Source organism: Algoriphagus ratkowskyi (assembly GCF_002150505.1).
Classification (GTDB): domain Bacteria; phylum Bacteroidota; class Bacteroidia; order Cytophagales; family Cyclobacteriaceae; genus Algoriphagus; species Algoriphagus ratkowskyi.
In genome coordinates this window covers 20836-47212 of record NZ_MSSV01000027.1, presented here as the reverse complement: position 1 = coordinate 47212, position 26377 = coordinate 20836, and the positions used below count along the sequence as shown (strand labels likewise).

At 40.6% G+C, this 26377-nt stretch carries 23 protein-coding genes and 1 riboswitch; of the genes, 10 read left to right on the top strand and 13 right to left on the bottom strand.

Annotated elements, in window-relative coordinates; all coding sequences use genetic code 11:
- Nucleotides 1-5 precede the first annotated feature (5 nt).
- Nucleotides 6-3173 carry an efflux RND transporter permease subunit gene (locus BVH02_RS19635; protein WP_086503174.1) on the top strand — a complete coding sequence of 1056 codons (3168 nt, stop codon included), beginning with the start codon at nt 6-8 and terminating at the stop codon, nt 3171-3173.
- Complete coding sequence (locus tag BVH02_RS19630) at nt 3166-4605, top strand: TolC family protein (RefSeq protein WP_086503173.1); 1440 nt, start codon at nt 3166-3168, stop codon at nt 4603-4605. Before BVH02_RS19635 ends, BVH02_RS19630 begins: the two co-directional genes overlap by 8 nt.
- A 365-nt stretch (nt 4606-4970) precedes the next feature.
- Here the strand turns inward: BVH02_RS19630 and BVH02_RS19625 are convergent, their stop codons facing one another.
- The 5 genes from BVH02_RS19625 to BVH02_RS19605 form a co-directional block, all read right to left on the bottom strand.
- Nucleotides 4971-5666 (bottom strand): ABC transporter ATP-binding protein, encoded by a 696-nt coding sequence (locus BVH02_RS19625; RefSeq protein WP_086503172.1) that lies wholly within the window; start codon nt 5664-5666, stop codon nt 4971-4973.
- Complete coding sequence (locus BVH02_RS19620) at nt 5663-7147, bottom strand: DUF5687 family protein (protein ID WP_086503171.1); 1485 nt, start codon at nt 7145-7147, stop codon at nt 5663-5665. The genes BVH02_RS19625 and BVH02_RS19620 overlap by 4 nt, the downstream gene beginning before the upstream one ends.
- A 347-nt stretch (nt 7148-7494) precedes the next feature.
- The gene (locus BVH02_RS19615; protein WP_086503170.1) at nt 7495-8472 is read right to left on the bottom strand and encodes an ABC transporter ATP-binding protein; all 978 of its coding nucleotides are present in this window, start codon (nt 8470-8472) and stop codon (nt 7495-7497) included.
- Nucleotides 8473-8475: 3 nt separating this feature from the next.
- Nucleotides 8476-9507 carry an iron ABC transporter permease gene (locus BVH02_RS19610; protein ID WP_086503169.1) on the bottom strand — a complete coding sequence of 344 codons (1032 nt, stop codon included), beginning with the start codon at nt 9505-9507 and terminating at the stop codon, nt 8476-8478.
- Nucleotides 9494-10654: an ABC transporter substrate-binding protein gene (locus BVH02_RS19605; RefSeq protein WP_223271923.1), complete on the bottom strand. Its 1161-nt coding sequence runs from the start codon at nt 10652-10654 to the stop codon at nt 9494-9496. Before BVH02_RS19605 ends, BVH02_RS19610 begins: the two co-directional genes overlap by 14 nt.
- A gap of 99 nt (nt 10655-10753) precedes the next feature.
- A riboswitch (cobalamin riboswitch) is annotated at nt 10754-10969 on the top strand.
- Between the two features lie 18 nt (nt 10970-10987).
- Here BVH02_RS19605 and BVH02_RS19600 point away from each other — a divergent pair.
- The gene (locus BVH02_RS19600) at nt 10988-12940 is read left to right on the top strand and encodes a TonB-dependent receptor (RefSeq protein ID WP_223271922.1); all 1953 of its coding nucleotides are present in this window, start codon (nt 10988-10990) and stop codon (nt 12938-12940) included.
- A gap of 78 nt (nt 12941-13018) precedes the next feature.
- Entirely contained in the window at nt 13019-14068 is a 1050-nt protein-coding gene (locus BVH02_RS19595; RefSeq protein ID WP_086503168.1) for a YncE family protein, read from the top strand.
- A gap of 210 nt (nt 14069-14278) precedes the next feature.
- On the opposite strand, the gene BVH02_RS19590 is transcribed toward BVH02_RS19595, so the two are convergent.
- The 3 genes from BVH02_RS19590 to BVH02_RS19580 are packed head-to-tail and all read right to left on the bottom strand — an operon-like array spanning nt 14279 to nt 16418.
- Nucleotides 14279-15016, bottom strand: a complete 738-nt coding sequence (locus tag BVH02_RS19590) for a DUF3298 and DUF4163 domain-containing protein (protein ID WP_086503167.1) — start codon at nt 15014-15016, stop codon at nt 14279-14281.
- 2 nt (nt 15017-15018) lie between these two features.
- Nucleotides 15019-16014 (bottom strand): methylmalonyl Co-A mutase-associated GTPase MeaB, encoded by a 996-nt coding sequence (gene meaB / locus BVH02_RS19585; protein WP_086503166.1) that lies wholly within the window; start codon nt 16012-16014, stop codon nt 15019-15021.
- Nucleotides 16011-16418: a hypothetical protein gene (locus tag BVH02_RS19580; RefSeq protein ID WP_086503165.1), complete on the bottom strand. Its 408-nt coding sequence runs from the start codon at nt 16416-16418 to the stop codon at nt 16011-16013. The genes meaB and BVH02_RS19580 overlap by 4 nt, the downstream gene beginning before the upstream one ends.
- 53 nt (nt 16419-16471) lie before the next feature.
- Between BVH02_RS19580 and BVH02_RS19575 the strand changes: the two genes are divergently transcribed.
- From BVH02_RS19575 to BVH02_RS19565, 3 genes are all read left to right on the top strand, one after another.
- Nucleotides 16472-17005, top strand: coding sequence for a CopD family protein (locus BVH02_RS19575; protein ID WP_086503164.1), 534 nt, complete (start codon nt 16472-16474; stop codon nt 17003-17005).
- 117 nt (nt 17006-17122) lie between these two features.
- A complete protein-coding gene (locus tag BVH02_RS19570) occupies nt 17123-17773 on the top strand; it encodes an SCO family protein (RefSeq protein ID WP_086503163.1) in 651 nt (216 codons plus the stop codon).
- Nucleotides 17770-18210 (top strand): c-type cytochrome, encoded by a 441-nt coding sequence (locus tag BVH02_RS19565; RefSeq protein ID WP_086503162.1) that lies wholly within the window; start codon nt 17770-17772, stop codon nt 18208-18210. Before BVH02_RS19570 ends, BVH02_RS19565 begins: the two co-directional genes overlap by 4 nt.
- On the opposite strand, the gene BVH02_RS19560 is transcribed toward BVH02_RS19565, so the two are convergent.
- Nucleotides 18211-18630, bottom strand: coding sequence for a hypothetical protein (locus BVH02_RS19560; protein WP_086503161.1), 420 nt, complete (start codon nt 18628-18630; stop codon nt 18211-18213). It lies immediately after the preceding gene.
- 130 nt (nt 18631-18760) lie between these two features.
- Here BVH02_RS19560 and BVH02_RS19555 point away from each other — a divergent pair, with 130 nt between their 5' ends.
- Complete coding sequence (locus tag BVH02_RS19555) at nt 18761-19582, top strand: aminotransferase class IV (RefSeq protein ID WP_086503160.1); 822 nt, start codon at nt 18761-18763, stop codon at nt 19580-19582.
- A gap of 117 nt (nt 19583-19699) precedes the next feature.
- Here the strand turns inward: BVH02_RS19555 and BVH02_RS19550 are convergent, their stop codons facing one another.
- From BVH02_RS19550 to BVH02_RS19535, 4 genes are read right to left on the bottom strand one after another with little or no spacing between them, the layout of a single operon-like run.
- The gene (locus tag BVH02_RS19550; protein WP_086503159.1) at nt 19700-20140 is read right to left on the bottom strand and encodes a hypothetical protein; all 441 of its coding nucleotides are present in this window, start codon (nt 20138-20140) and stop codon (nt 19700-19702) included.
- A gap of 28 nt (nt 20141-20168) precedes the next feature.
- Nucleotides 20169-21434: an ABC transporter permease gene (locus tag BVH02_RS19545; RefSeq protein WP_086503158.1), complete on the bottom strand. Its 1266-nt coding sequence runs from the start codon at nt 21432-21434 to the stop codon at nt 20169-20171.
- Entirely contained in the window at nt 21431-22063 is a 633-nt protein-coding gene (locus tag BVH02_RS19540; RefSeq protein ID WP_086503157.1) for an ABC transporter ATP-binding protein, read from the bottom strand. Before BVH02_RS19540 ends, BVH02_RS19545 begins: the two co-directional genes overlap by 4 nt.
- Before the next feature lie 2 nt (nt 22064-22065).
- Nucleotides 22066-23241: a hybrid sensor histidine kinase/response regulator gene (locus BVH02_RS19535; protein ID WP_086503156.1), complete on the bottom strand. Its 1176-nt coding sequence runs from the start codon at nt 23239-23241 to the stop codon at nt 22066-22068.
- Between the two features lie 288 nt (nt 23242-23529).
- Between BVH02_RS19535 and sucD the strand changes: the two genes are divergently transcribed.
- Both sucD and BVH02_RS19525 read left to right on the top strand, forming a co-directional pair.
- The gene (sucD, locus tag BVH02_RS19530; protein ID WP_086503155.1) at nt 23530-24411 is read left to right on the top strand and encodes a succinate--CoA ligase subunit alpha; all 882 of its coding nucleotides are present in this window, start codon (nt 23530-23532) and stop codon (nt 24409-24411) included.
- A 207-nt stretch (nt 24412-24618) separates the two neighbouring features.
- Nucleotides 24619-26250 carry an ABC-F family ATP-binding cassette domain-containing protein gene (locus BVH02_RS19525; protein WP_086503154.1) on the top strand — a complete coding sequence of 544 codons (1632 nt, stop codon included), beginning with the start codon at nt 24619-24621 and terminating at the stop codon, nt 26248-26250.
- The last annotated feature ends 127 nt before the right edge of the window (nt 26251-26377 follow it).

Below are 26377 nucleotides of genomic sequence, written 5' to 3'. Positions count from 1 at the left end.
CAACAATGTTTAGCACATTCATAAAACGACCAGTCCTAGCGATTGTCATTTCAATCGTTATTGTATTTGTAGGATTACTGTCTATCAATCAGTTACCTATATCTCAGTTCCCTCCAATTGCGCCTACCACGGTAAGTATTTTCATAGCCTATCCTGGATCAAGTGCGGATGTACTTGTGAAGTCTACGTTGATAACCTTAGAAAATGCTATCAACGGTGTGCAGGATATGCGATACATCGCAACTGATGCTACCAGTGCAGGCGAAGCCACAATTAACATCATCTTCGAGCCTGGTACGGATCCCAATGAGGCGGTAATACGAGTGAAAACCAGAGTCGATCAAGTGATGCCTCTCCTCCCTGAGCTCGTGCAAAGAGAAGGCGTGATTATCACACCTATCCAGCCAAGTATGTTGATGTATGTCAACCTATATTCTACCAGTGAGAGTATAGATGAGAAATTCCTCTACAACTACGCAAACGTCAACATGATCCCTGAGATCAACCGAATCAAAGGAGTTGGTAGAACTCAAATATTAGGTAGCCGTACCTATGCTATGCGTGTTTGGTTAAACCCGGATCGTATGCGCGCATACAATGTCTCAGTGGATGAGGTGATGGAAGCTATGAAGGAGCAAAGTATTGTAGGACGACCAGGAAGAATCGGACAAAGCTCAGGAATTGAAGCTCAATCACTGGAATATGTTCTGACATACAAAGGAAGATTCAGCAAGCCTGAAGAGTATGACAATATCATCATCCGAGCAAACCCGGAAGGAGAATTAATAAAGCTTAAAGATATTGCCAGAACTGAATTGGGTAGTGAATTTTTTGATATCTATTCCAATTTGGACGGAAAACCTTCGGCAGCCATAGTACTGAAACAAAACTATGGCAGTAACGCGAGTGATGTAATTGAAGAAGTAAAAGCGGAGCTTGAGATCATGAAACAATCCTTTCCTCCGGGAATAGATTACAAAATCAGCTATGACGTATCCCGATTCTTAGATGCTTCCACCGAACAGGTAATCCACACGCTTCGAGATGCATTTATCTTAGTGGCCTTGGTGGTATTTATCTTCCTTGGTGATTGGCGCTCGACATTGATCCCAATCATTGCCGTTCCTGTATCACTGATAGGGGCATTTTTCGTCCTCCAATTATTTGGGCTTTCCATCAACATTATCACTCTTTTTGCCTTGGTGCTTGCTATTGGTATTGTGGTGGATGACGCGATCGTGGTAGTGGAAGCGGTACACGCCAAGATGGAACAAATGCCACATTTGACACCATATCAAGCTGTAAAAAGAGTATTAGGAGAAATTTCCGGAGCTATCATCGCTATCACCGCTGTAATGGTTTCGGTATTCTTACCGATCTCATTTATGAGTGGCCCAGTAGGTACATTCTACAGACAATTCTCTATTACAATGGCCAGTTCTATCGTGATTTCAGCGATCATTGCTTTGACCTTGACTCCAGTTCTCTGTGCGATGCTATTGAAAAATAATCATGGCAAAGTGAAAAAGAAAAATCTCCTAACCAGAGCACTTGATGGTTTCAATAATGGTTTTGACAAGCTAACAGGAAAATATGTGAGCTTACTGAGATCTATGGTCAGTAGAAAATGGCTCACTTGGGCAATCCTGTTACTTTTTGGAGCGGGTATCGTTTTCGAAAACCAAATTCTTCCTGCAGGATTTATCCCAAGTGAAGATCAGGGTACTATCTACGCCATCATCCAAACACCTCCGGGATCAACACTTGAACGAACTAATCAAGTCTCTCAGAGGCTCATGAAAATATGTGAAGAAATTGACGGTGTGGAATCGGTATCCTCTTTGGCAGGATATGAAATCATGACCGAAGGTCGTGGTTCCAATGCCGGCACTTGCCTGATCAATTTAAAGCCGTGGGGAGATCGAAAGCACACCGTGAAAGAAATCATGGAAGAACTGGAAGAAGAATCCAAAGGATTGGGTGCTGTAGTCGAATTCTTCGAGCCACCAGCAATTCCAGGTTTTGGTTCATCAGGAGGTTTCTCTATGCGTCTCCTTGACAAGACGACAACCACTGATTACCAGGAATTTGATAAGATCAATCAGAAATTTATGGACGATCTAAGCAAGAGAAAAGAGCTTGCCGGCCTGTTCACCTTCTTTGCTGCCAATTATCCTCAGTACGAATTGGAAATCGATAACGAAAAAGCGATGCAAAAGGGAGTTTCAATCGGAGATGCAATGGAAAACCTGAACATTCTTATCGGTAGTACTTACGAACAAGGATTTATCCGATTTGGTAGATTTTTCAAGGTTTACGTCCAATCAGATCCTGCGTTTAGACGGCTTCCTTCTGATGTCTTAAAACTGTTTGTTAAAAATGAATCAGGCGAAATGGTTCCTTATTCAGCCTTCATGACTATGAAGAAAACTCAAGGTCCAAATGAGGTTACCCGATTCAACATGTACAATTCAGCTTCTATCCGTGGACTTCCGGGAGATGGATACACTACGGCTGATGCGATTCAAGCAATCAGAGAAGTATCTGCGCAGACCTTACCTAAAGGATATGACATCGCATGGGAAGGCCTATCCTATGATGAGTCAAACAGAGGAAATGAAGCTCTATTTGTCTTTCTGATCGTGTTGGTATTCGTGTATTTCGTCCTAGCGGCACAATATGAGAGTTTTATCATTCCACTCGCGGTAGTGTTCTCACTTCCGGCAGGTGTATTCGGATCGTTTTTCTTGTTAAAACTGATGGGACTAGACAATGATATCTATGCCCAGATTGGTCTCATTATGTTAGTAGGTCTATTAGGTAAAAATGCAGTGTTGATTGTAGAGTTTGCTGTCCAAAAACGCCTAGAAGGGTTAAGCATATTTGAAGCAGCTATAGAAGGATCAAGAGTACGTTTCCGCCCTATCCTTATGACTTCATTTGCCTTTATCGCAGGTTTGATTCCTTTAATTATGGCTTCAGGTGCTGGAGCAATTGGTAACCATACTATTGGAGCATCTGCACTTGGAGGTATGCTCTTCGGGACTATTTTCGGGGTAATTATTGTCCCTGGATTGTACTACATATTCGGTAGTCTGGCTGATGGCCGTCACTTAGTTAAGAATGAAGATGAGTCACCACTATCCGAACCAAAAATAAAAGCTCATGCTTAAGAGAATCATATATACAGGCTTAGGAGTAGCTTTTATGACACTAGCGGTGTCAGGCTGTAAAACTCCAGAGCTAATTCAGAAAGACGTAAATAATACAACACCTGAGAGCTATGCAAATAGCCCTCAGGACACCAGCAATATAGTCACAGAGGTCAAATGGCAGGAGTATTTTACTGATGCAAATCTGATAGCATTGATTGATACAGCCCTGAGCAACAATCAGGAGTTGAACATCACATTGCAGGAAATCCAGATCGCTCAAAGCGAAATAAGAATTCGCAAGGGTGAAATATTACCTTCCTTAGGTTTAGGAGCTGCAGCAGGTGTTGACAAAGTAGGTAGATATACCAGCCAAGGTGCCAATGATGCTAATACAGACATCAAGCCTGGCATGGAAATGCCTGAACCATTGCAAGATTATATGTTGGGTGCTTACGCTACATGGGAAGTTGATATTTGGCACAAACTGCGTAATGCTAAAAAGTCTGCAATGACCAGGTATTTGGCCAGTGTAGAAGGCAAAAACTTTATGGTTACCAATTTGATTTCCGAGATCGCTAATTCTTATTATGAGTTGCTAGCCTTGGACAATCAACTTACCATCGTTCAGCAGAATATAGAGATTCAAAACAATGCGTTTGAGGTAGTAAAATACCAAAAAGAAGCAGCTCGAGTTACTGAGTTGGCTGTACGTAGATTTCAGGCACAGGTACTCAATACCAAGGGTTTGCAATTTGGTATTCAGCAGGAAATCGTAGAAGTTGAAAATAGAATCAACTTCCTGGTAGGCAGATTCCCCCAGAAAATTGAGAGAGATTCCAATGCGTTTGCTGACCTTATTTCGGAAAAGGTTCATGCAGGTATTCCATCTCAACTCTTAGCAAATCGGCCTGATATCAGACAAGCAGAGTTGGAACTAGCGGCATCAAAAATTGATATTCAAGTAGCCAAAGCTGATTTCTACCCTAGTCTTGAGATTAAAGCTGGCCTCGGTTTCAATGCCTTCAATCCTCGCTACATATTCACGTCTCCAGAGTCGCTGATCTATTCACTGGCAGGTGAATTAGTAGCTCCTTTGATCAATAGAAATGCGATAAAAGCGAGGTATCAAATGGCAAACGCAAAGCAGATTCAGGCTATTTATAACTATGAGCAAACCATCCTAAATGCTTACGTGGAGGTTGCTAATCAACTTTCAAACATCGAAAATTTAGAACAAAGCTACGACTTGAAATCTCAGGAAGTTGAGGCACTTACTCAGTCAGTAGATATTTCAAATGAGCTCTTCAAATCGGCAAGAGCAGATTACATGGAAGTGCTATTGACGCAAAGAGATGCACTGGAATCTAGGTTCGACTTGGTCGAGACCAAGATGAAACAGATGAATGCCAAGGTTAATATTTATCAAGCCCTTGGTGGCGGATGGAAGTAAAAATGAATGTTTAAAGGTTGAACAGCTATACATTTTACGAATGGATAGTGATTTCGAAAGTCCCTCTGAATGTTCGGAGGGACTTTTTTTTGTAAAAAAATTTTAACCGCAATGGACGCAGAGGATTACGCAGAGAACGCGGTTGATTAAACAATCAAATAACAATTTCATTAAATCGTTTTGACTCATCCTTTGTACAAATCAACCATCCATTCCCAAAAATGTCTATATCACCAATTTCAGTAAATAACATGTCCAGATTTTTAGAAAAAATGGACATGCATGCAAGACCTGTCCAGAAAAAGTGACTTTTCTTAGTATGCGTTTCTTTGACGAGCTAAAAATGAACCTATAAATTCAGCTTCTTATCCTGTGAAATAAGCGTCAAGCTCAGCTAGCATTGCTGATCTATCACGAAGGTCATTGAGAATCTTACCTTTTTCCAATAATAAGATTCGATCACAAATCTCCGTCACATGATTTAGATCATGACTGGAAATCAGGAATGTAACCTGAGAAGTTTCCTTTTCATGAAGAATCAATTTCTTCAATCGAATTTGAGAGCTTGGATCCAGATTTTCAAAAGGCTCATCTAGAAATACAACCTCAGGATTTCCCATCAAGGCCGCTGCAATACCCACTTTCTTCAAATTACCCTTGGATAGATCTCGGATATACTTTTTTTTACCGGTAATCTCATCATTGAAAAACTCGGTAAACTTGGCCAAATGCAAGTGTAAATCAGCTTCTGAGAGGCCGTAGATTTTTCGCAGGGTTTGGAAATATTCATCTGCCGTCAGATAGGATAATAGCATATGCTCGTCCAAATAAGCTCCAGTCCTACGCTTCCAATCTTCAGTCTTGCTCACATCATTCCCTTCAATCTCCACTACACCATAAGTAGCACGAACGAGGTCAAGCATAATCCTGAACAAAGTTGTTTTACCTGCACCATTATTTCCTACCAATCCAAAACATTCAGATTTCGGGATTTCCAAAAGCGGCACATCGAGTACAACAGCTTCCTTATATTGTTTTTTTAGTTCGGTAATTTTGATCATAACTCTTGACGGAATGAAGATGAAATTTCAAATCGGTTTTTCAGAACCCGATTAATATTTATAGTTGCTAATTTATTAAAAAACAAAATTCCTATAACTCCTGCAGTGCCTAGCGCAGCCAAGCCAGCGTACATATTGAAAAACAACGCGAAAGGTAAGTAAATGAGATAAGGAGCAACCATCATGGGAATAATCATAAGAAACTGAGCCGCACCTACTCCTTCGTAATTGAACATTGCTCCCTTGTTAAGATCCATGGGCTTTGGTTTCCAAATCGCTAAATAAGTGATCACGTGGATCATTATGCCAGCATTGAAAAGAAATGTCGCGAAGTGTATTAATAAGAATTTCCACCCATAATATACATAAGGTATAGAAAGCAAAAAGCACAATACCGAGATTGATAGCAGCAACAAGTATTTACCTTTTACCAAATTCTTTATCCCATCTTTTCTAGTAAGGAAAAAATCAAAATAACTTGAATTCCAGCTTAGAAAAAGCTGACCATACTGTATAGTGAAAATGCCTGTAATAAAGATGCCAACGAAAATGAACATATGCTGCATAGGACCATCCTGATAGGCTGGATTATCATAAAAAATCGTCCCATATAGCAAAAAGAAGGCGCTTAACATCAAGAAGGTTCTACTTTTTTTGTGACGAATAATCAGCTTCCATTCCAGGTTAGCCAACTCCCCCGCCATTCCGAATCTCGAGAAAAACCCCACACTTTGATTGACGAAGCGAACCTCCTCCTCATCGGACAAGTCTTCCAAATAGGCGTTATTCAAGTAATAGGAAAATGCCATGTAGTATCCAGCCCCACACAGGACAAGAGTAGCCAGCAAAGGAATAGAGCTACTCATTGCAAACCTGAAAAATGGAGCAACGATTTCACCCAAATTAAACCATCCCATATAGGTAGATCCACCACCTAGCAAAAGTATAGCAAACACGATCCCTACTCCAATCAAGCCATCCTCAAATCGCTGCTTGAACCAGAGCATAAACCAATGCAAAGTCCAACTGATAAATACCACAGTACCTAGCCAAGAAATCGCACCTTGAATACCATACTCTTGGCCAATAACTGTAAATGCAAAAGGTGTAAATAGTATTAATGCAATTATACTTAGTGGGGAGAAAAATGATCTGCCCAGTAGCATATGCATGATTTTATGTTTAGAAATAGGGAGATGTAAAAGGCTTTCCAGCTCGATAACTGGGAGTTTTTGAAGAAAATATCGATACATAAAATCCACTAAGAAGAAGAAAATCAGTCCAGAATTTAGGACTTCAATAGTGTTTTCTCCCTCTGCCAATACTTCCAAAATTCTATTTAGAAATAAGCCAGCCATCAGCAGGTAGCTTAAAAACATAATTGCCAAAAATCCCAGAAAAATTGCCACCATCACACTTTTGGCAAATGCCGTGGACCGGAAACTCTTTATGAATTCCAGCCGAATCAATTCAAATAACATACAATTTCAAAAGTAAGAAGGGGTCTAATTTCAACTCAAAATATAGGGAAAGGTAGAGGAATTTTTACGGTAGGATTTTAGAAATATCAGTAAAAAGAAAACTATATCTCTAATTATTAAGCCAAACACTGTAGTTTAAAATTTAGCAATCTCACTTTTTCCCAATCAACTAATGAGGATTTATCTTATAGAAAAACTTGGAAATCTCAGCCAAGTTCAAATTCCGGGGCTGAGAATGAAGGTTAAGGCAATATTTGATTTTTAATGGTATGTTACCTTACAAGTTTTTTTTAACCTCGAAGGTATAATTATCAGCCCAAAATCTTCGGGGTTAAAAATATCGAAGGTTAACAATCTTTACTTTTCAAACTCTCCACAAACTCCCCAACACTCTTATAAAATTGCCCGAGATATTCAATCGAAAATGGATCTCCAACAACTTGAATCGATGAATCTAGCGCTTGAATCCCTGCTTTCTGCAAAGCCTTTCTCAGCCATTGAGCTAGCTCATTCGGACCAGTAATATCGAATTTCACTTCCGGAACAATTGACTCAATTCTGCCTCGCTCTACATTAAAATGAAATTGCTTGCCTGGCAACAACTGATTGATCTGACCAGAGATCACCAAATCCTCTGGCAAACCTGAAATCAGCGGTGAACCACAGTTTAACAACCAGAATTTATCTGCAGTTTCCAAGGCAATTTCCAAATCATGCGTCACGACCAAGATAGCCTTAAGTTGCTTTCTCGAAATCTCATGCAGTAAACGCATAATTTCAAAGCGATTGACCAAGTCTAAATGAGCTGTGGGTTCATCCAGCACCATCACCTTTCCGTCCTGCGCCAAGGCACGAGCGATCATCGCCTTTTGTCGCTGACCATCTGAGATTTCTCCAAGACGCTCGTCTTTCAGATAGGTAATCTTAGTGGCTTCCAAAGCATTTTCAACTGCTTTAACATCTTCAACATTCAGCTTTCCAGTCCAACCAGTATGAGGAATCCTCCCCATCGCCACCAACTGTCCAACGGTCATATTTCCCGGTAAAAACGGCTCTGTTAATACGACAGAAAGTTCTTTTGCCAATTCCTCATTAGCGTAAGAGCCAATTTCTTTAGAGTTCAAAAATATCGATCCAGACCAAGGTTTGAGTTGTCCCAAAATTGCTTTGACGAGTGTAGATTTTCCAACGCCATTTGGCCCGAGAAGACAGGTCATCTCCCCCGAAAAAAGTGCAAAGTTCAAGTCATGAAGAATTTCTTTTTTCTCCTTCTGCTTACTATATCCCACAGTCAAATTCTTACCGATAACAGCTGCTTTTTCCATCGTTTAGAATTCTTTACTAAAGTTCTTTCTTAACACTAGGCTAATCACGATTGGCGCCCCAACCAGAGAAGTCACCGCGTTGATTGGAAGCGTCTGAGCGGAACCTGGCATCTGAGCCACTACATCACAAAGCAGCAACAAAATCGCACCCAAAATAGCCGTAGCTGGAAATAATACCCGATGGTCAGAAGTTCTCCAAATCATGCGTGCAACATGCGGCACAGCTATTCCTATAAATGCAATCGGTCCACAAAAAGCTGTAATGCAACCTGCCAGTAAACCCGTACTGAGTATCATCAACCAGCGCAAACGATCAGGATTTATTCCCATACTTTTCGCATAGCTTTCTCCCAGAAGCATTCCATTGTAGGATTTAACCGAGGCGATTACCGGAATAACTCCTAAAATAATCACCAAAATCAGCACCCAAACCTGATCCCAAACCAAGCCTCCCAAACTCCCCATGGACCAGATCGTAAATAACTTCAAATCTTCGGCGCCGGAAAAATATGACAACACAGAAATCACAGCCGAAACAGCCGAACCAAACATCAATCCGACGATCAGAAGGGTCATGCTATCCCGCACTTTCCACGCTACCAAACTTACCGTAATCAAGACCAAACTTGCTCCTACTGTCCCAGCAATTGCTATAGCCCAAGGATTAATGGCTCCGCCAAAAGCGACCAAACCAAATGCAGAACCTGCCAACATCAGGATCGCTACCCCAAGTCCTGCGCCAGAACTAATCCCCAGCACAAATGGCCCAGCAAGCGGATTTCTGAAAAAAGTCTGCATTTGAAGACCACTGATACTTAAGCCTATTCCAGCTAAAATCGCAACCAGCGCCTTTGGAAGTCTATAATTTAAAATGATCTGCTCCCGAGATGCTTTTGCCCATTCACCTGTAAAAATCCCATTCAAGATCTCACCAGAAGTTATAGACACTGACCCCAAGCTGATATTGAGAAGAAAGCTCAGAACCAGTAAAATTAGTGCTACGGAAAGGAGAAGAATAGACCTAGTTTCTTTCATGGAGTTGCTGATAAAAATACAACTCGTAGGTTGGAAGTAAGTCGGGATGAAGGATTTTGATCATATCTTTTAGAATCAAGTCTGGTCGCATATAGCCCAACTCAAAATATTCTAGCCCTCCTGTTCTCCCTCTTTTCTGTGTATAAGAAAAAACATTTCCAGATTTGAATGCCACAAATGCTTTATAGCGAGGCTCTGCATTCCCCATAGTTTCTAAATCTGGAAAATCAGCTGAACCAATCCAAAAATCAGCTTCCAGTGCATTCTCAAGTACAAATTCATAATTCAATTGTACACTTCCAGTTCCTTTCTGATCTGAGAAAATATACATTCCTCCAGCATTCTGGAGTATTTTAGCCCCCCAACTCTCACTACCTGGCGCATACCAAATGTCCTGATAAAGTACGCCACTTAGCACCGTTGGGCGAAGGGAATCAATAATAGTTTCACTTAGTTTTTCTGCATTCAAATAGTCTTTTTCTACTTGTTCAAAAGCAATTTTAGCTTCTTCATAGCTACCTAAAAGCACACCAGTAAACTTGATCCACTCAGCTCTGCCAAGTGGGTGCTGCTCTACATATTCCCCATTAATTACTGCCGGAATTTTGGCTTGTGCCAGCAAGTCCAAGTACTTTAAATTATCGCCCATCGTAGAAATCATGATCAAATCTGGCTCCAAATCTATGACCATTTCAGTATTTGCTGAAGGTCCGGCACCCAAGTCTTCCACCTTACCAGCATCAATTTGAGCCCAAGTTTTCTCAGATGAAATCAAATCTAAACTAGGAAAACCTATGAGTTTTTCTGTAGCATCCAGCATGTCTAAATGTGGAATATGTGTAGTGGAAGTCAAAATAACTTTGTCTACTGGAAGCTGGATAATTGCATCGTATTTCCCTTCAGGCTTCGCCGCATTTTCGTCCAAAACTAAATACCTGAAAACTTTATCAGCTCCAGTCCAAGCTTGAGTCACCTCTACTTCATAAAAATCATTTCCACGAGAAATCGAAAAACCAGAAGCATAGCTTAGTGGTATTTTTTCAAGTGCTTGAATATCCTCACCTTTCTTTTCGCCACATCCTGAAAAAGAACAGCTTAAGATGAAAAATACTGGTGCAATAAACAGACTAAATCGAAGGTTCTTCACGGAATTTCTTTGAGGTAATAAAATCCAAAATAAGCTCGGGATTTCGCCACTTCCAAAATTTGTCGGCAAACAGATTTTTTTTGTAAGCTTTCCTGCTCTACTTTTGCAGCCGAAATAGGTTCCCAATCTCACTTCTGAGCTCTTGGGATTAAAAGGGAATTTGGTGTAAAACCAAGGCTGTCCCCGCAACTGTAAACCAAGCGGATTTTTTCCGTAAATGATTTGTCAATAATGCCATTGATCCGAAACAAATTCGGGTTGAGAAGGCGGCAAATCAAGGTAAGCCAGGAGACCTACCTATTTCAGTGATTCTGCGCTTTCGGAGGAAAGGCTATGAAGAATGTACCTCAATCGATAGCCATCGGTTTTGATCCTTTCTTCTCATTTCTCTTCAAGCCCGAATCGAATTTTAATTTAATTCGATCAGGGATGTTTTTGCTTTTGTGGGCATTTTCTTTAGTGGCGGCTAGCCCGATTCAAGACACAGTCAAACTGGTTGAGGTTGAAGTGTATGCTCCTGCTTTGGATAGATTTGCGCAGGGGCAAAAAGTAATGAGCTGGAAGAAAGAAGACCTTGAAAGCTACCAAGGTCGCTCCCTCGCATCTATTCTTCAGGAAAAATCTCCTGTGTTTATTCGTCAATATGGCGCTGGAATGATTGCTTCCCCTTCTTTCAGAGGCACATCGGCTGGGCATACAGCAATTTTCTGGAACGGGTTACCGATCAATAGTCCTTCTCTCGGACAAAGTGATTTGTCTATTTTGCCTATTTCCGCTATCGATCAAGTGAGTCTTCAGTTTGGTAATGCCGGAGCGCTTTTCGGCAATGAAGCGATCGGCGGCAGCATTCATCTCGAGTCAGGATCTAGGTTTGGAAATGGGCTGGAATTGGGACTTATGCAGCAGGTAGGAAGTTTCGGCATGCTCAACACACACCTTACCGGAGGTTTTTCCACTCAGAATTTCAGTAGTAAAACGAGGGTTTATCGGGAATTTTCCAAGAATAATTTTCCATATAAAGACCTTGGACTAATCGGCACACCAGAAGTCAAGGAAGATCATGCGAAGTTTGATCAAATTGGATTTGTGCAAGATTTGGGATGGAATCTGAATGAAAGAAATCAGTTGAAAGCCGCTTTTTGGTGGAATCAAACCAATCGGGATGTTCAGCCAGTTATGGGATCAAACACCCGGGATGAGCAGGAAGATCAGAGTATTCGTGGAGTTTTGGACTATTTCCATTTTGGAAAAAAGTCAATTTGGAACCTGAAAACGGGGATTGTGCAAGGCAAAATGATTTTTAATGAAAGTTTAAATCAAACCACTCAATATTTTGTAAGTGGCGATTGGGATCAGACTTTTTCTGAAAAGTGGAACACCAAAACAGGAATTCGATATTCGCTGGCACAAGGAAAACTCAGCACATACACAGCAGATGACACTAGAGTCGAGCTCTACCAAAGCACCAAATTCAACGCAAACGAAGACTTGGCAATTTCACTGAATCTTCGCCAGCTGATCTATTCTGGCACTTTTGCGCCATTCACTCCAAGTCTGGGAATGGATTGGAGCTTCTGGAAAAGAAGTAATCAGTACTTACAACTCAAGACTTCTATCGGAAAAGGCTTTAAAGTTCCAACTCTAAATGATAGGTATTGGAACCCTGGTGGAAATCCAGAGCTAAAACCTGAAGAAAGTCTAAGTGGTGAGATTGGCTTGAATTGGAGTGGAACTGGAAAAATCACTTGGAATCAAGGACTGACTTATTACAAAATGTCGGTGGACAACTGGATAATTTGGCTACCTAAAGGAAATGTCTGGACTCCTGAAAACATTAAAAAAGTATCAAATCAAGGAATCGAGTATCAAGGTACTCTAGCAAGGCAAATTGGATCTTGGAACTGGAAATTGACGACCTCCTATACTTTCTCCAAAGCTGTGACGACAAGAGGCACGGACGAAAATGACCAATCAGTTGGCAAGCAACTTCCATACACTCCACAGCATCAGGCAAATGCGAACCTTCGAGTACAGAAAGCTGGTTTTTCCAGCTTAATAGGAACCTTCTTCGTGGGAGAAAGAGCTGTTACAGCTGATAATCCCCGTACGATGCCTTCATTTCAGCTATTCAATTTTGGAATGGGCTACGATAAATTAACGTTCGGCAAGCTTCGTTTCCCTGTGAGCTTTCAAATCAATAATATATTAAACACCGACTACCAAGTGCTCTATTTGAGAGCTATGCCGGGAAGATCTTATCAATTCAATCTATCAATACTACTTTAAAATCAAGTCTGCTTGAGGCAGACAAGCAAAATACTATTGGTAGAGACTTGCCTCTAAAAAACAACAAATTATAATCATATGAAATTAAACCAACTACTGTGGGCAGCTGCCCTGATTTCCGTCTCTTTTGCCTGCTCTGATAGCGGCGAAGAAAAGCCTTTAGGCAAATACAACAACGGGATTCTGATCATGAACGAAGGGAATTTTGGAACCAATGATGGCGAAGTCTATCACTTAAATCCATCTTCCGAAGCGCTACTTCCAAATATTTTCGAAACAGAAAACATGAGACCTTTTGCGGGTTTGCTTGAGGATATGGTATTTGAGGCAGACAGATTATATTTGGTAGCAAACACCGGGAAAGTAGAAATCGTAAATCCAGGGGACTTTAAAAGTATAGGTGCGGTGTCAGCAGAATTGGATCAGCCAAGATCATTGGCGGTAAATGGAAATAAGCTTTTCATAAGTGACTACGGTCCTTATGACGCAAGTTATGCTACGCCTGATTCATATGTTGCTGTGGTTAACGGCCTTGATGGCGGTGTTGTAACCAAAAAAATTGCTGTTTCTAACAAACCTGAAGACCTTTTTTCTCATGGTAATTACATTCTAGTTGCCGGTTCTGAAGAAAACAAAATCGAAATCATCGACGCGACGCAGGAAGCTGTAATCAAAACATTAGACTTGGAAGCATCACCAAAACAGTTCCATGCAGAGGACGGAATATTATGGATATATGCAGTGAAGGCAAATGAAGTGATTTTCTATACGGTGAATTTGAGCAGCATGACTCTTGGCACTTCCTATACCGTGCCTGTCGCCAATGCTACTAAAAGCATTGCTTTCGACGGAGATGATGAAATGTTCGTGCTGACAAGTTCAGGATGGCCAGATTACAACGATACGGTAGTTTCAATTGATATCGAAGGTAGCAAAGCTACTGTCACTGAATTGATGACTGGGTCGGGCTTCTACGGAATCGGTTATGATGACGATCTCGATCAAATTTATGTAGCTAACGCTAAAGGATTTCAAGGAAATGGCACAGTAACAGTTTTATCTGAGACTGGTACTGTTATCAGAAGTTTCGACGTAGGAAGAGGCCCGTCTGGGTTTTTGGTTTACTAGAAGATTGAAATATTAGTCATAAGAAATACTGTTTGGAATTTGTAATTCAATTTTTATAAAAAGCCGTTGGGAGTAATTTCTCAGCGGCTTTTCGCTTTAACAATCACACGATTGACAAAAATCATCTTTATGTAAATTACATTCCATGAAAATCCATCTTTTTGTGGATTAAGAGCCATATAAGTCTTTTAAAATTCATGCCAGTAAGACTTATTTCTGCCTCACGGTCCCCTCCAAATCCTTAAGCTCAAACTCCAATTCAGTATATCCCATCACATAGGGTCCAATCTCGTATGGAATATATATAAGCATAAACTTACCATTTTCATACCCCATGGCATTTGGGAGAAAGAAACCTGTTTCTGGTAAAAAAAACTCAGCTTCTTCCAATGACTTTCCATCTTCTACCTCATGATGTTTGCGAAATGCCTTTTCGGCAATTTCCAACATCTTTTTTTCATCCAATACTACTCGATCAATACTCAGATACTCGCCTGATTGGGTGTCAAAGTTCATGTAGTATATACTTGAATTCGGATGTGCTCCGCCAGAGAAATTGAATTCTGCAAACTTAAAACTCAATGTACTATCAGATTCATAAGTCTTCTCTACGTTCACCTCAATAGACCAACCGCCAGGAGCATCTGGAAAGTCAGACTTAAAATCCTCGTATGAATTCAAATAATCATTAGCGGCAGAATCTAGGTTTTCGTAGGTTTTATCCTGCTGAAAATAAGCTAGTAATTGAAGTGCTATTTGCTCATTAATTAAGGAAGACGCCGGTACATTTTCTGCCACTGGCCAACTCAATTTAACTTCGGCACAATTGTCATCAACGCACCTTTCAGAAGTAAAGGTTTTGGTGCTGAAGGTAAGTCGGGCCTCAATTTGCTCTGACTTGCTGCAAGCGAAACATAAAATGGAGGCTAAAATGACTATGTATTTCATTTTTAATTTTTGGTTGAATTAAAAAATGTAGTGATCAAATCTCGTGCAAGAGATAAAGGACTGAGTTCTCCATTCTCAACACGATTTCGATTTTGACATAGCATTTCTTGAACTTGCTCATGCTCCAAGAAAAATTTTCCAAGTAGAAACTGTAAGTTTTCGTCCAGCCAATTAAGACGCTGTTCGGCACGATTAGACTCCCAAAAACCGGAGCTCTGCATCTGATCAGTATATTGCTGTACCATTTCCCAAATTTCAATCAAGCCTTCTTTTGTAAGTGAAGAAGCAATCAACACAGGAGGTGACCAGTTATTTTCTGCCAACGGAAAAAGGTGGAGTGCATTGCTGTAAGTTGATTTTGCCTTTTTGGCATTTGCAAGATTGTCACCGTCAGCCTTATGAATCACTAGACCATCGGCCATTTCCATTATACCTTTTTTGATACCCTGAAGTTCATCACCAGCCCCTGAAAGCATCAGCAAAAGAAAGAAATCAACCATCCCTTTTACAGTGGTCTCGGACTGCCCCACCCCCACTGTCTCGATAAGAATCACGTCAAATCCTGCCGCTTCGCAAAGCAACATTGCCTCCCTAGTTTTGGAACTCACTCCTCCAAGCGTAGTGCCCGTCGGACTAGGCCGGATAAAAGCTCGATTATCGCTCGCCAGGTTTTCCATTCGGGTTTTATCACCGAGTATACTGCCTTTGCTTTTTTTACTGGAAGGATCCACAGCCAAGACTGCCACAGATTTCCCCTGCTCCAATAATAGTTTTCCAAAAGCCTCTATAAACGTACTTTTCCCAACGCCAGGAACTCCAGTAATACCTATCCTAATTGACTTTCCTGTATATGGTAAAAGCTCCTGCACTAAGTCAGATGCCAAAGCCAAGTCACTCTCTAAAGCACTCTCCGCCAAGGTGATTGCCTGACTGAGTTTCGTTCTATCTCCCGCCAGAACACCTTCTTTGTATTCTTCTAGTGTAAAACGTTTTCTCATTTTGGATAACCATCAATAAAGCTCACATCGCCCATCGGGCTCTTTTGGTAGGTCGCAAGTACATGAGGTTGCAAGCTTTCGATAAAATAAGGGGCCTTAAGAGATAAGTCGATTTCCAAATCTACTTCATTGGAGAAAAAGAAAACTACAGTCCTTCCGTATTTAGTATGTGGCATTGCATCGCCATATTCCCGCATCCAATCTTTTGAATCATCCAAAGCTTTAATCGCGTAGATCCTTATAACTGGACCAGTATTATTCTCATTTCTAAAAGTGGATAATTCCTCATACTTCCCCTCAAAACGCGCAATTCCAGGCTGAGAGAAAGATTCTTTTGCTATCCAGATCACTATTGCAATCGCAAACCCGACAAGGATATAATAAATGAACTTAGAGCTTTTCAAAATTAAAGTAGAGTTATAAAGATAAGGCCTTAATTTAGCCGAAAATTCCGAGAATGACCTTCGAGTACCTCAAAGCACTTCACATCATTTTTGTAGTTACCTGGTTTGCAGGGCTATTCTATATCGTTCGATTATTCATCTATCAGACTGAAGCAATGGAACGCCCATTGGCAGAGCGAAATATCCTCAAACCTCAGCTTGACCTTATGGCTTCTCGGCTTTGGTATTTCATCACCTGGCCATCTGCCGTGCTCACATTGATCTTTGGTACATTAGTTTTGAGTATGCGCATGGGCTATATGGAAATGGGCTTCATGCACGCCAAATTAGCTTTTGTGTTCCTACTGTACTGCTACCATGGCTGGTGTCACAAACTTTTCAAAGAACTTCAGGCAGGCCGAACTAGATGGACCTCTACACAGTTGAGGATATGGAATGAGGCATCTACGCTTTTGCTATTTGCTATAGTGTTTCTGATCGTGCTGAAAAGCACCTTGAGTATGGTTTGGGGTCTGGCTGGATTGATCACACTTGGTATTACTTTGATGCTCGCCATTAGACTTTATAAAAAATTCAGAAACAAATAACAACTCATCAGCCTAGCATCTTGAAAACCTCATACGGAGGAATAAATATCCGTCATGCTAGATTTCTCCAGTTTCGATAATTATCGGGATAGCCAATAAAAATTAAATTAAAAGCACATGAAAACAAGGTTTTCTATCCTTTCTCTTCTGATTATTTCTTTCCTTTTTTCTCAATGCAAACCTGCGGGAGAAAACAATGCCCCTCTTCCAAAACTTGGAAATTGGCATATGGAGGAAAAAACTGTTGGCGGAACCTTAGTCAATGACACTGTTTACCATCAAATCGCGGAGTTTTCATTTATCAACCAGGAAGGTCAAGTAATCAGCAATTCCGATGTGAATGGGAAGGTCTATGTTGCAGATTTTTTCTTTACAACATGTCCAACGATCTGCCCAATTATGAAGAAGGAAATGATTCGTGTTTTTGAAAAATTCGGAGATAACCCAAACTTTAAGATATTAAGTCATACTATTGATCCCAAGCATGATACTCAGGTAGTATTAAAAGATTATGCTGAGAAATTGGGAATCGAAGATGCTAAAACTTGGAATTTTCTAACTGGAGATGCTGAGAAAATATACGAAATAGGTCAGACGAGCTACATCACCACAGCTCAAGCTGACCAGGATGAGCCTGGAGGCTTTTTACACTCTGGAGCATTTCTTCTTATAGATCAACAGGGGCATATCCGAGGGGTTTACGACGGAACCAAGTCAGATCAAGTGGATAAATTATTATCCGATATTCCAAAGATTTTAGGCAAATGAAAAAGCTTTTAATAGTCTTGCTTCTGGCAGTTGCATGTAGCCCAAAAAGCACAAGCGAAGAAAACACTCTAGCTCAAATAGAGGATCCTGAAGTGATGAAATATGCTGTGGATGGGAAAACTATTTACGAAAATCACTGTGGAAATTGCCATCAAAGCGATGGGACCGGTGTAGGCAATCTCATTCCTCCATTGCGAGATGCAGATTATTTCCAAGCCAACATTCATCGCACCGTGTGGATAATGAAACACGGACAAGAAGGGGATGTCATAGTAAATGGTCAAGTCTATAACCAACCTATGCCGGCAAGTCCTAAACTGACCCCATTGGAAATCGCTCAAATCAGTACCTATCTTTACAATATTTGGGGAATGAGCGAAGGGAAAATCACCTCAAGCCAGGTAGAAAAATACCTGCAGCAGAAACCTGATTTCTGATTATTTCAGCAATGAATGCGCTTTTTCTAAGGCTTCTTTCATGTCAACATTGACTTTACTTATCAGCTCCATTTGGTCTTCTAAGTATTGCTTCAGTTCTTCATTCGATTTTTCTCCATCCTCAGTTTCGTATTGATGCATCCAGTCAAACATAGCCTCATGCGATTGATTAAGATCATAAGCTATCGCTTTATACTTAGCTAATTCAGTTGAATCAATAGAATCTTTGCTTTCCAATTCTTCCACTTTTTCTAGGGATTTACGCTCCAGTAATTTCAGCTGTCCCATTTTTGGCATTACCTCATCATGAACTTCAATCACTTCTTCGCGAAGTTTTACATTCTCACTTGGCCCCTTCGGCCCACAGGAGTTCAATACTAAAAATGAGGTAAAAATAAAAAATAGAATTGTTCGCTTCATGATAAATCGTTTTATATGCCGTAAAGTTATTATTTAATCTCAAAATAGTAACAAAAAGTAAGATCACAAAAAAAGGTGATTTATTCAGCTAGAGCTACTATTTTTAGAAGCTCTAAACCCCCATAATTCTATGAAACCATTCTGCTTTGCCGACGGGCAAATAATATCAACTGAAAAAGCAAGCATTCATCCGATGGACCTAGGTTTTATCAGAGGTTATGGAATTTTTGACTTTTTCAGAACGGTCAATTTTAAACCCCTTTTCTTGGATAGCTACTTGGATCGTTTTTTTTCGTCTGCTGAAAAAACCTTCCTGCCACTTGAATATTCTCGTGCAGAGCTAAAGGCGGTGATTCAAGAATTGATCGAAAAAAATCATCTTAAAGAAGGTGGCCTACGAATGGTTTTGAGTGGTGGAGTTTCTCCAAATCACTTTTCTCCTGCCAAAGGCAAACTATTTATTTTCGCAGAATCACTTATTTTCCCATCTCAGGAAAAGTATGAAAAGGGTATAAAACTTCTTAGTCTAGAATATGTGAGACCGATCCCAGAGATCAAAACAACCAATTACGCATTGTCAGTTTGGGACAGTATGCGTTGGAATGATGCTGGTGCAGAGGATGTACTGTACTATATAAATGGCCATGTAAGTGAGAGCTCCAGAAGCAATTTTTTCATCGTTAAAAATGGAATCATCAGCACACCTGATTCACATGTACTCATGGGAATTACCCGTAAGCATATCATTGAATTGGCTGGTAAAGTACAAATCAGACCAATAAGTATGCAGGAAGCTTTGAATGCAGACGAAGCATTTATTAGCAGCACTACTAAAATCCTACTTCCAGTAACTCAGATCGATGACCATGAAATCGGAAATGGAAAACCAGGGCCTGTTTCACTTGATCTTTTAGCGAAATTTAGGGATTTGGAGAGGGAACTTTGCTACTAATATCAATCTTAACTTTCGTATGCAATTCATTCCTAAAACCTTAGAGGTTTATTACACCTCTAAGGTTAAGTAGCATTTTCGCAATCCTTTATAAAAGTCAGCGATTAAAAAAAGTTTTTAATCAACCAGCGTTCCATTCTTCAAGATATACATCAACTTCTCAGGATCCTTACTGTTCAAAGTTAGCGTTCCACGCACCCGCACTCTATTAGATGTGTATTTAATCGGTGTAGCCATATCCACCTCCATCACTGTCTCTGGGCCACCAGAGCCACAAAAGAAACATTCTGCAAGTGGTAAACTTGACAATATGATGTGCTCGGGCTTAAACATACCTTCGAAAGGAATGATATAACCGTCTGCTTCTACTACTTTACCTTCCAACTTCGTAATATTCTCTGAGAAGACTGGGACATAAAGCTCGCCATATTCGTCTTCTGAGATTTTGTATGTGACCTCTGTGAGACTCTGCCAAACGTTTTTACTTTGAGCCTGCAGAGATTCTTGTCCAACAATCATCGCTAGAACAGCTATAAAGGCTATTTTCAACTTTTTCATATATTCGGGTTTTTAAATCGCACGCTAGTTAAGCCTTTGTCAATTGCTTTGCAATGCTTGTTTGATAAGCTGCAACCGCAGGAATTATAGAAGATAAAACTCCCACCACTAACGCATAAATTACTATCCAAAGTTCTTTCTTAAGGAAAACCCATGGCTCAAGTGTACCGATTACACCTTGCTCATTTTGAGAAATGATCACAGAAAGGAATGTGTGTCCAAGCAAAATCCCAAGAATTGCACCCATAAAAGTCAGCATAATCCCTTCTAGAAAAATTAATAGTAAAAGCTGCCCTCTCGATGCACCAATAGCTCTTAGAATTGCTAGATCATATTTTCTTTCCTTGAGCGAATTATATAGTGCAATGAAAATCCCAAGTCCTGAAACACCTATAATCACTATCGCTAAACCTTGTAACAGCGTAATTCCCACACCAAGTAATTCGAAGAGCCTAGACATCTCAAAAGAAGGCGAAGCCGCCTGCATGGAGGTCCCTGAGTTAATCAACCTTGGGAGCTGAATTGCCGCCATAGGGTTTCTATATTGGATCAAAAGAGTGGTCAACTCTCGAGATTCAGTGGTTTTCGGAAACCCTCTAGTTGCGACAGAATCTTGAAGATTTAGTACAGGGTGTATTTCTTCATTACCAGTAGAATCGTTTGTTTCAGCCACACCTTCTACGTCATGGGTAAACCATATAGATTCCACACTGGTCAAGATCAACCGATCTAGTACGTTGCCTTTCCTTTCTAAAATACCGACTACCCTAAAGTTATTTGCATCATGCTCATGGCTTCCCACACTTATTCCATGACTGCCCAAGAACTCATCTCCTACCACATAGCCAGATTTCCCAGCAACTTCTGCTCCCAAAACAACTTCAAAAGGCTTTGCCCAAAGCTCTCCACTTTGCATCTCTGCCTCATAAAGCCCTGGATAATCATGATTAGTACCTACTATTCTAAACCCTTGGTAATTATCACCAAGAGCCATCGGAATGATATTCTTTACTAATCGGTTTCTGGACAATTTTTGCGCTTCATCCATCGGGATATTTCCTGTCGGAAAATCAATATGATATACACCCGCCAAAATCAATTGCAAAGGGCTCCCCTTAGCTCCAACTACCAAGTCAATGCCCGCGGCATCCTGATTCATTTTCTTCTCGAACTGATCCTGCATCAGTAGCAGAACGGTGATAATAGCCAATCCAAGAGCAAGCAAAAACACATTTAGACCTGTTGAAAGTGGCCTGAAGGTCAAATATTTCCAACTGAGTTTAAATAAATTCATAAGCCTGTTACTTCTACAAAATTGGGAATTTGAGTCTTCACCCGTTGATCATGCGTGACGATGATCAATGCAGCTCCGATTTTGGATGCTTGATTTTTAAGCAGCTGGATGACATTATAAGCATTTTCATCATCTAAGCTGGAAGTAGGTTCATCTGCTAGAATTAACTTTGGACTAGTTGCTAATGCCCGAGCTATGGAAACACGTTGTGCTTCTCCCTCACTCAACGTCAAGACTGACGCCTTAGCTTTTCCCGCCAGCCCCAATTCTGCTAGCAAATGATCTACCGCTTGACCTTTTTTCTTGCTAAAAAAATGAGCCATCTGTAAATTCTCCTTAACGTTCAAAGCGGCAAGTAAGTGTGGTTTTTGAAATACAATTCCAATCTCTTTTCCACGGAACAAATCTAATTTCTGCCCGCTCATTGCAGCCAAATTTTGCCCATCTAGTTTTACCTCGCCTGTGGTTGGATGAAGTAATCCAGCAAGTAAATTTAACAAGGTAGTTTTCCCTGATCCAGACCTACCTAGCACCAGCAAACTTTCGCCTTTCTGCAACGTGATATCAGGAAACATCAAGGGCTGTTGGCCTGGATGGCCATATTTTAGATTCTTCGATTCAAAAAGCATATTTAATTAACTGGAATTTCTACCCTAAAGGTTGTTCCATTTTTGACACTGCTCTGAAAACTAATCTCTCCCTTCAACACATCTATTGATTTTTTCACTATAGAAAGCCCTAATCCTGAACCATCAACTACGCCGACGTTTTTTGCCCTAAAAAAGCGTTCGAAAAGCTGACTTTGCTCGGCAACAGGAATTCCGATGCCTTGATCTTCAACGGTGCCTATCAACTTATTATCTGCAAATTCCATTTTAAAAATTACTTGCTGCCCATCCTTAGAGTATTTCACTGCATTTGAAACAAGATTTTCAAAAATCTGATATAAAAGCTCAGAGTCTGAAGTTATTACTTTTGGTAGGTTAATTAGTTCAGTTTTGATTTTCACATCATTCTCCTTTCCTGCGTTCACAATGTCCAGTATTTCTTTTACAAAGGCTCCCAAAAACATCTTTTTAGGCCTGAACTCTATCTTGTTTGCATCTGCTTTTCCAAAAAATAGAACACTTGTAAGCAAATTATTCAATGCCCTCACCGAATTCTCGATTTTGAATGCGTGCTTCGTGATCTTTGGCTTGAAAGGGTGGTCCTTCTCAGCATAAATCTGTAATAACTGAGCCGAACTCAAGATTGAAGTAAGTGGAGTTTTAAACCCATGAGAGACATTTAAAACAATTCTTGATTTCAGTTCATTGATTTCACGCTCTTTTTCCAGTGCTTTAGTAAGCTCTGTATTGGCATTGAAAAGCTGTATGGTACGTTGCTTTACTTTTTCTTCAAGCTCATTATTAAGCTTGTGAAGTTCCTTTTCTTTCCGGTCTTTATAGATAGCCAATTCGATCACCATGTTTAGCTCTCGGATGTTAAAAGGCTTGATCACATAAGCACTTGGATTGGTCCCCACCACTTTATTAAGCGTCTCAGCATCAGAGCTTGCACTGAGGTAAACTACCGGAATATCATATATCTCATTGATGATTTCGGTGGTTTTTATCCCGTCGAGTTCACCAGCAAGATTGATATCCATCATCACCATATCTGCATGGTTTGCTCCCAAGATTTCCAACGCCTTTTCCCCGGAATCGGCTATTCCCAGGATTTCGTGTCTATTTTTCTCAAGCGCACGCTGTAGCAAAAGTGCTGATACTGGATCGTCTTCAACAATGAGGATTTTTAGGCTAAACATAGCAAATCTTGAAAGCGGTAAATCTAATTTGAGTCGAAAATATAAAAAAAATGGGTCTGACAAGTGGGAATAGAACAATTGCTTCCCAAAACCTACTTTAAAACTATGATTACTTACTTATCCATAAACCAAAAGTCTAAATTAGACATTCTTCTATTTAAACCTACAATTTAGCCTCTGTATGGTCAGTTTTTCAAAGAATCTTCGAATTCCTTGTATTATGTTATCCTTTTCTTTTGTTGGCGGTCTGTTTGTTATATTTTTGTGCCAAACTATAGAAATCGCATCATGAGTGTACTAGTCAATAAAAATTCCAAGGTGATCGTTCAAGGATTCACCGGGTCTGAGGGTTCTTTTCACGCACAGCAAATGATCGAATACGGAACTAACGTAGTCGGCGGTGTTACTCCAGGAAAAGGTGGCTCTACCCATTTGGAAAAGCCTGTTTTCAACTCTGTAGAAGAAGCTGTTCAAAAAACTGGCGCTAATACTTCTATCATTTTCGTGCCGCCAGCATTTGCTGCTGATGCGATCATGGAAGCGGCTGACGCAGGCATAAAAGTAATCATCGCTATCACTGAGGGAATCCCTGTTGCTGATATGATGAAAGCTAAGCCTTATATCATCGAAAGAGGAGCCACACTTATCGGCCCTAACTGTCCAGGAGTAATCACTCCAGGAGAAGCGAAAGTTGGTATCATGCCAGGTTTTGTATTCAAATCAGGAAGAATAGGAATCGTTTCTAAGTCAGGAACTTTGACTTACGAAGCTGCAGATCAAGTTGCAAAAGCTGGTTTGGGTGTATCTACTGCTATCGGTATTGGTGGAGATCCTATCATCGGAACTTCTACTAAAGAAGCTGTACAGTTGTTGATGGAAGACCCTGAGACTGACGCAATCGTCATGATCGGTGAAATCGGAGGAAACTACGAAGCTGAAGCTGCGAAATGGATCAAAGAAACTGGCAACAAGAAGCCAGTAGTAGGATTTATCGCTGGTCAGACTGCTCCTGCTGGACGTAGAATGGGTCACGCTGGTGCGATCATCGGTGGTGCTGACGATACTGCAGCAGCCAAAATGAGAATCATGAGAGAAAATGGAATTCACGTAGTAGATTCTCCAGCTGAGATCGGAGCTACTATAGCTCAGGTATTGGGTGTGAATGCTTAAAATATGTTAGATGTCCGATGCTAGATGTCGGATGTTTGAAAACCGCCTCGATTGATTTCGTGGCGGTTTTTTTTGTTTGAAATTTCCAGAAAAAGACATGAGAAGTGAGATTGGAAACGTTAAAGAACCTTCCCACTTTTCAATTTTCAAATCTTACAATTTTTAAATTCTCAATTCCTTACCTTTGCCGCTTCAATTCCAAGACTTATGATTTCAGTAGATAACGTCGGCGTCATTCACAGCGGCACCACTCTTTTTAGTAATGTTTCTTTCGCCATCAACGAAACCGATAAGATTGCCCTTATGGGTAAGAACGGTGCTGGCAAATCCACACTGTTAAAGATCATAGCGGGTCAAACCAAGCCAAGTTTGGGATCGGTTTCTGCTCCAAAAGACTTTGTTGTTGCTTATTTACCACAGCACTTATTGACATCGGACGATTGCTCAGTGATGGACGAGACGTCCAAAGCTTTCGCTAGCTACATGTTTATGAAGACTGAGATCGAGCGGATCAACGATGAATTAACCGTGAGAACTGATTATGAGTCGGATTCATATTACAAGCTGATCGAGGATGTTTCAGAATTGAGCGAGAAATTCTATGCTATCGAGGAAGTAAATTACGAGGCGGAAGTTGAGAAGGTATTGTTAGGCTTAGGCTTCGAAAGAGCTGATTTAACTCGAAATACTTCCGAGTTTTCTGGAGGATGGAGAATGCGAATTGAGTTGGCAAAGATCCTTTTGCAAAAACCTGATCTGATCCTTCTTGATGAGCCTACCAATCACTTGGATATTGAATCGATTCAGTGGCTGGAGGATTTCTTATTGAACAAAGCAAAGGCAGTCGTTGTGATTTCCCACGATAGAGCGTTTGTAGACAATATCACGACGAGAACTATCGAGGTAACGATGGGTCGTATATATGACTACAAAGCTAAATATAGCCACTACCTAGAACTGAGAAGAGAACGTCGCGAGCAGCAGCAAAAGCAATACGAGGAGCAGCAGGCTGTCATTGCGGATATTCAAGGGTTTATCGACCGCTTTAAAGGCACTTACTCTAAGACTCTGCAGGTACAATCCCGCGTGAAAATGCTGGAGAAATTGGAAATTATCGAAGTGGACGAGGTGGACAGTTCTGCCTTAAAACTTCGCTTCCCCCCTTCTCCGAGATCTGGTAACTATCCTGTGATCGTCGAGGACATGAGCAAGAAATACGATGAGCATGTGGTCTTCAAGAATGCTTCCATGACGATAGAGCGTGGTCAGAAGGTTTCTTTCGTAGGAAAAAATGGTGAGGGAAAGTCCACTATGATCAAAGCGATTATGGGTGAGATTGAGTTCGATGGCAAATGTGAATTGGGACACAATTCCATGATTGGATATTTTGCTCAGAACCAAGCCTCTCTTTTGGATGAAAATTTGACAATTTTTGAGACAATTGACTACATCGCGGTTGGCGAAGCTCGTACGAAAGTGAAGGATATTTTGGGCGCTTTCATGTTTAAAGGTGATGAGATTAACAAGAAAGTGAAAGTCTTATCTGGTGGAGAAAAAACACGTTTGGCGATGATCAAGCTATTGCTGGAGCCGGTGAACTTGCTTATTCTCGATGAGCCGACCAATCATTTGGACATGAAAACTAAGGACATCATCAAAGATGCGTTGAAGGCTTTTGACGGAACTTTGATCATTGTATCCCACGATAGAGATTTCTTAGACGGCTTGGTGACTAAGGTTTTTGAATTCGGAAATAAGCGTGTTAAAGAGCACTTCGAAGATATAAATGGCTTCCTGAGAAATAAGAAGATTGAAAATCTGAAGGAAGTAGAGCGTTAGATTGATGTTGGTTATAAGGTGCCAGATGACCGGTGAAACTTTTCAGTAAGCTGTAAAGTATTTGTTTTAAATAGCCTCAATTATTCTACTCGCACATAAATATGTATGCTAGAAGTATAAAAAAAAC

Bases quoted from the DNA above. Each gene is read 5' to 3' on its own strand.
- BVH02_RS19635 (WP_086503174.1), top strand. From the start codon at position 6: ATGTTTAGCACATTCATAAAACGACCAGTCCTAGCGATTGTCATTTCA.
- BVH02_RS19630 (WP_086503173.1), top strand. From the start codon at position 3,166: ATGCTTAAGAGAATCATATATACAGGCTTAGGAGTAGCTTTTATGACA.
- BVH02_RS19625 (WP_086503172.1), bottom strand. From the start codon at position 5,666: ATGATCAAAATTACCGAACTAAAAAAACAATATAAGGAAGCTGTTGTA.
- BVH02_RS19620 (WP_086503171.1), bottom strand. From the start codon at position 7,147: ATGTTATTTGAATTGATTCGGCTGGAATTCATAAAGAGTTTCCGGTCC.
- BVH02_RS19615 (WP_086503170.1), bottom strand. From the start codon at position 8,472: ATGGAAAAAGCAGCTGTTATCGGTAAGAATTTGACTGTGGGATATAGT.
- BVH02_RS19610 (WP_086503169.1), bottom strand. From the start codon at position 9,507: ATGAAAGAAACTAGGTCTATTCTTCTCCTTTCCGTAGCACTAATTTTA.
- BVH02_RS19600 (WP_223271922.1), top strand. From the start codon at position 10,988: ATGAAGAATGTACCTCAATCGATAGCCATCGGTTTTGATCCTTTCTTC.
- BVH02_RS19595 (WP_086503168.1), top strand. From the start codon at position 13,019: ATGAAATTAAACCAACTACTGTGGGCAGCTGCCCTGATTTCCGTCTCT.
- BVH02_RS19590 (WP_086503167.1), bottom strand. From the start codon at position 15,016: ATGAAATACATAGTCATTTTAGCCTCCATTTTATGTTTCGCTTGCAGC.
- meaB (WP_086503166.1), bottom strand. From the start codon at position 16,014: ATGAGAAAACGTTTTACACTAGAAGAATACAAAGAAGGTGTTCTGGCG.
- BVH02_RS19575 (WP_086503164.1), top strand. From the start codon at position 16,472: ATGACCTTCGAGTACCTCAAAGCACTTCACATCATTTTTGTAGTTACC.
- BVH02_RS19570 (WP_086503163.1), top strand. From the start codon at position 17,123: ATGAAAACAAGGTTTTCTATCCTTTCTCTTCTGATTATTTCTTTCCTT.
- BVH02_RS19565 (WP_086503162.1), top strand. From the start codon at position 17,770: ATGAAAAAGCTTTTAATAGTCTTGCTTCTGGCAGTTGCATGTAGCCCA.
- BVH02_RS19560 (WP_086503161.1), bottom strand. From the start codon at position 18,630: ATGAAGCGAACAATTCTATTTTTTATTTTTACCTCATTTTTAGTATTG.
- BVH02_RS19555 (WP_086503160.1), top strand. From the start codon at position 18,761: ATGAAACCATTCTGCTTTGCCGACGGGCAAATAATATCAACTGAAAAA.
- BVH02_RS19550 (WP_086503159.1), bottom strand. From the start codon at position 20,140: ATGAAAAAGTTGAAAATAGCCTTTATAGCTGTTCTAGCGATGATTGTT.
- BVH02_RS19545 (WP_086503158.1), bottom strand. From the start codon at position 21,434: ATGAATTTATTTAAACTCAGTTGGAAATATTTGACCTTCAGGCCACTT.
- BVH02_RS19540 (WP_086503157.1), bottom strand. From the start codon at position 22,063: ATGCTTTTTGAATCGAAGAATCTAAAATATGGCCATCCAGGCCAACAG.
- BVH02_RS19535 (WP_086503156.1), bottom strand. From the start codon at position 23,241: ATGTTTAGCCTAAAAATCCTCATTGTTGAAGACGATCCAGTATCAGCA.
- sucD (WP_086503155.1), top strand. From the start codon at position 23,530: ATGAGTGTACTAGTCAATAAAAATTCCAAGGTGATCGTTCAAGGATTC.
- BVH02_RS19525 (WP_086503154.1), top strand. From the start codon at position 24,619: ATGATTTCAGTAGATAACGTCGGCGTCATTCACAGCGGCACCACTCTT.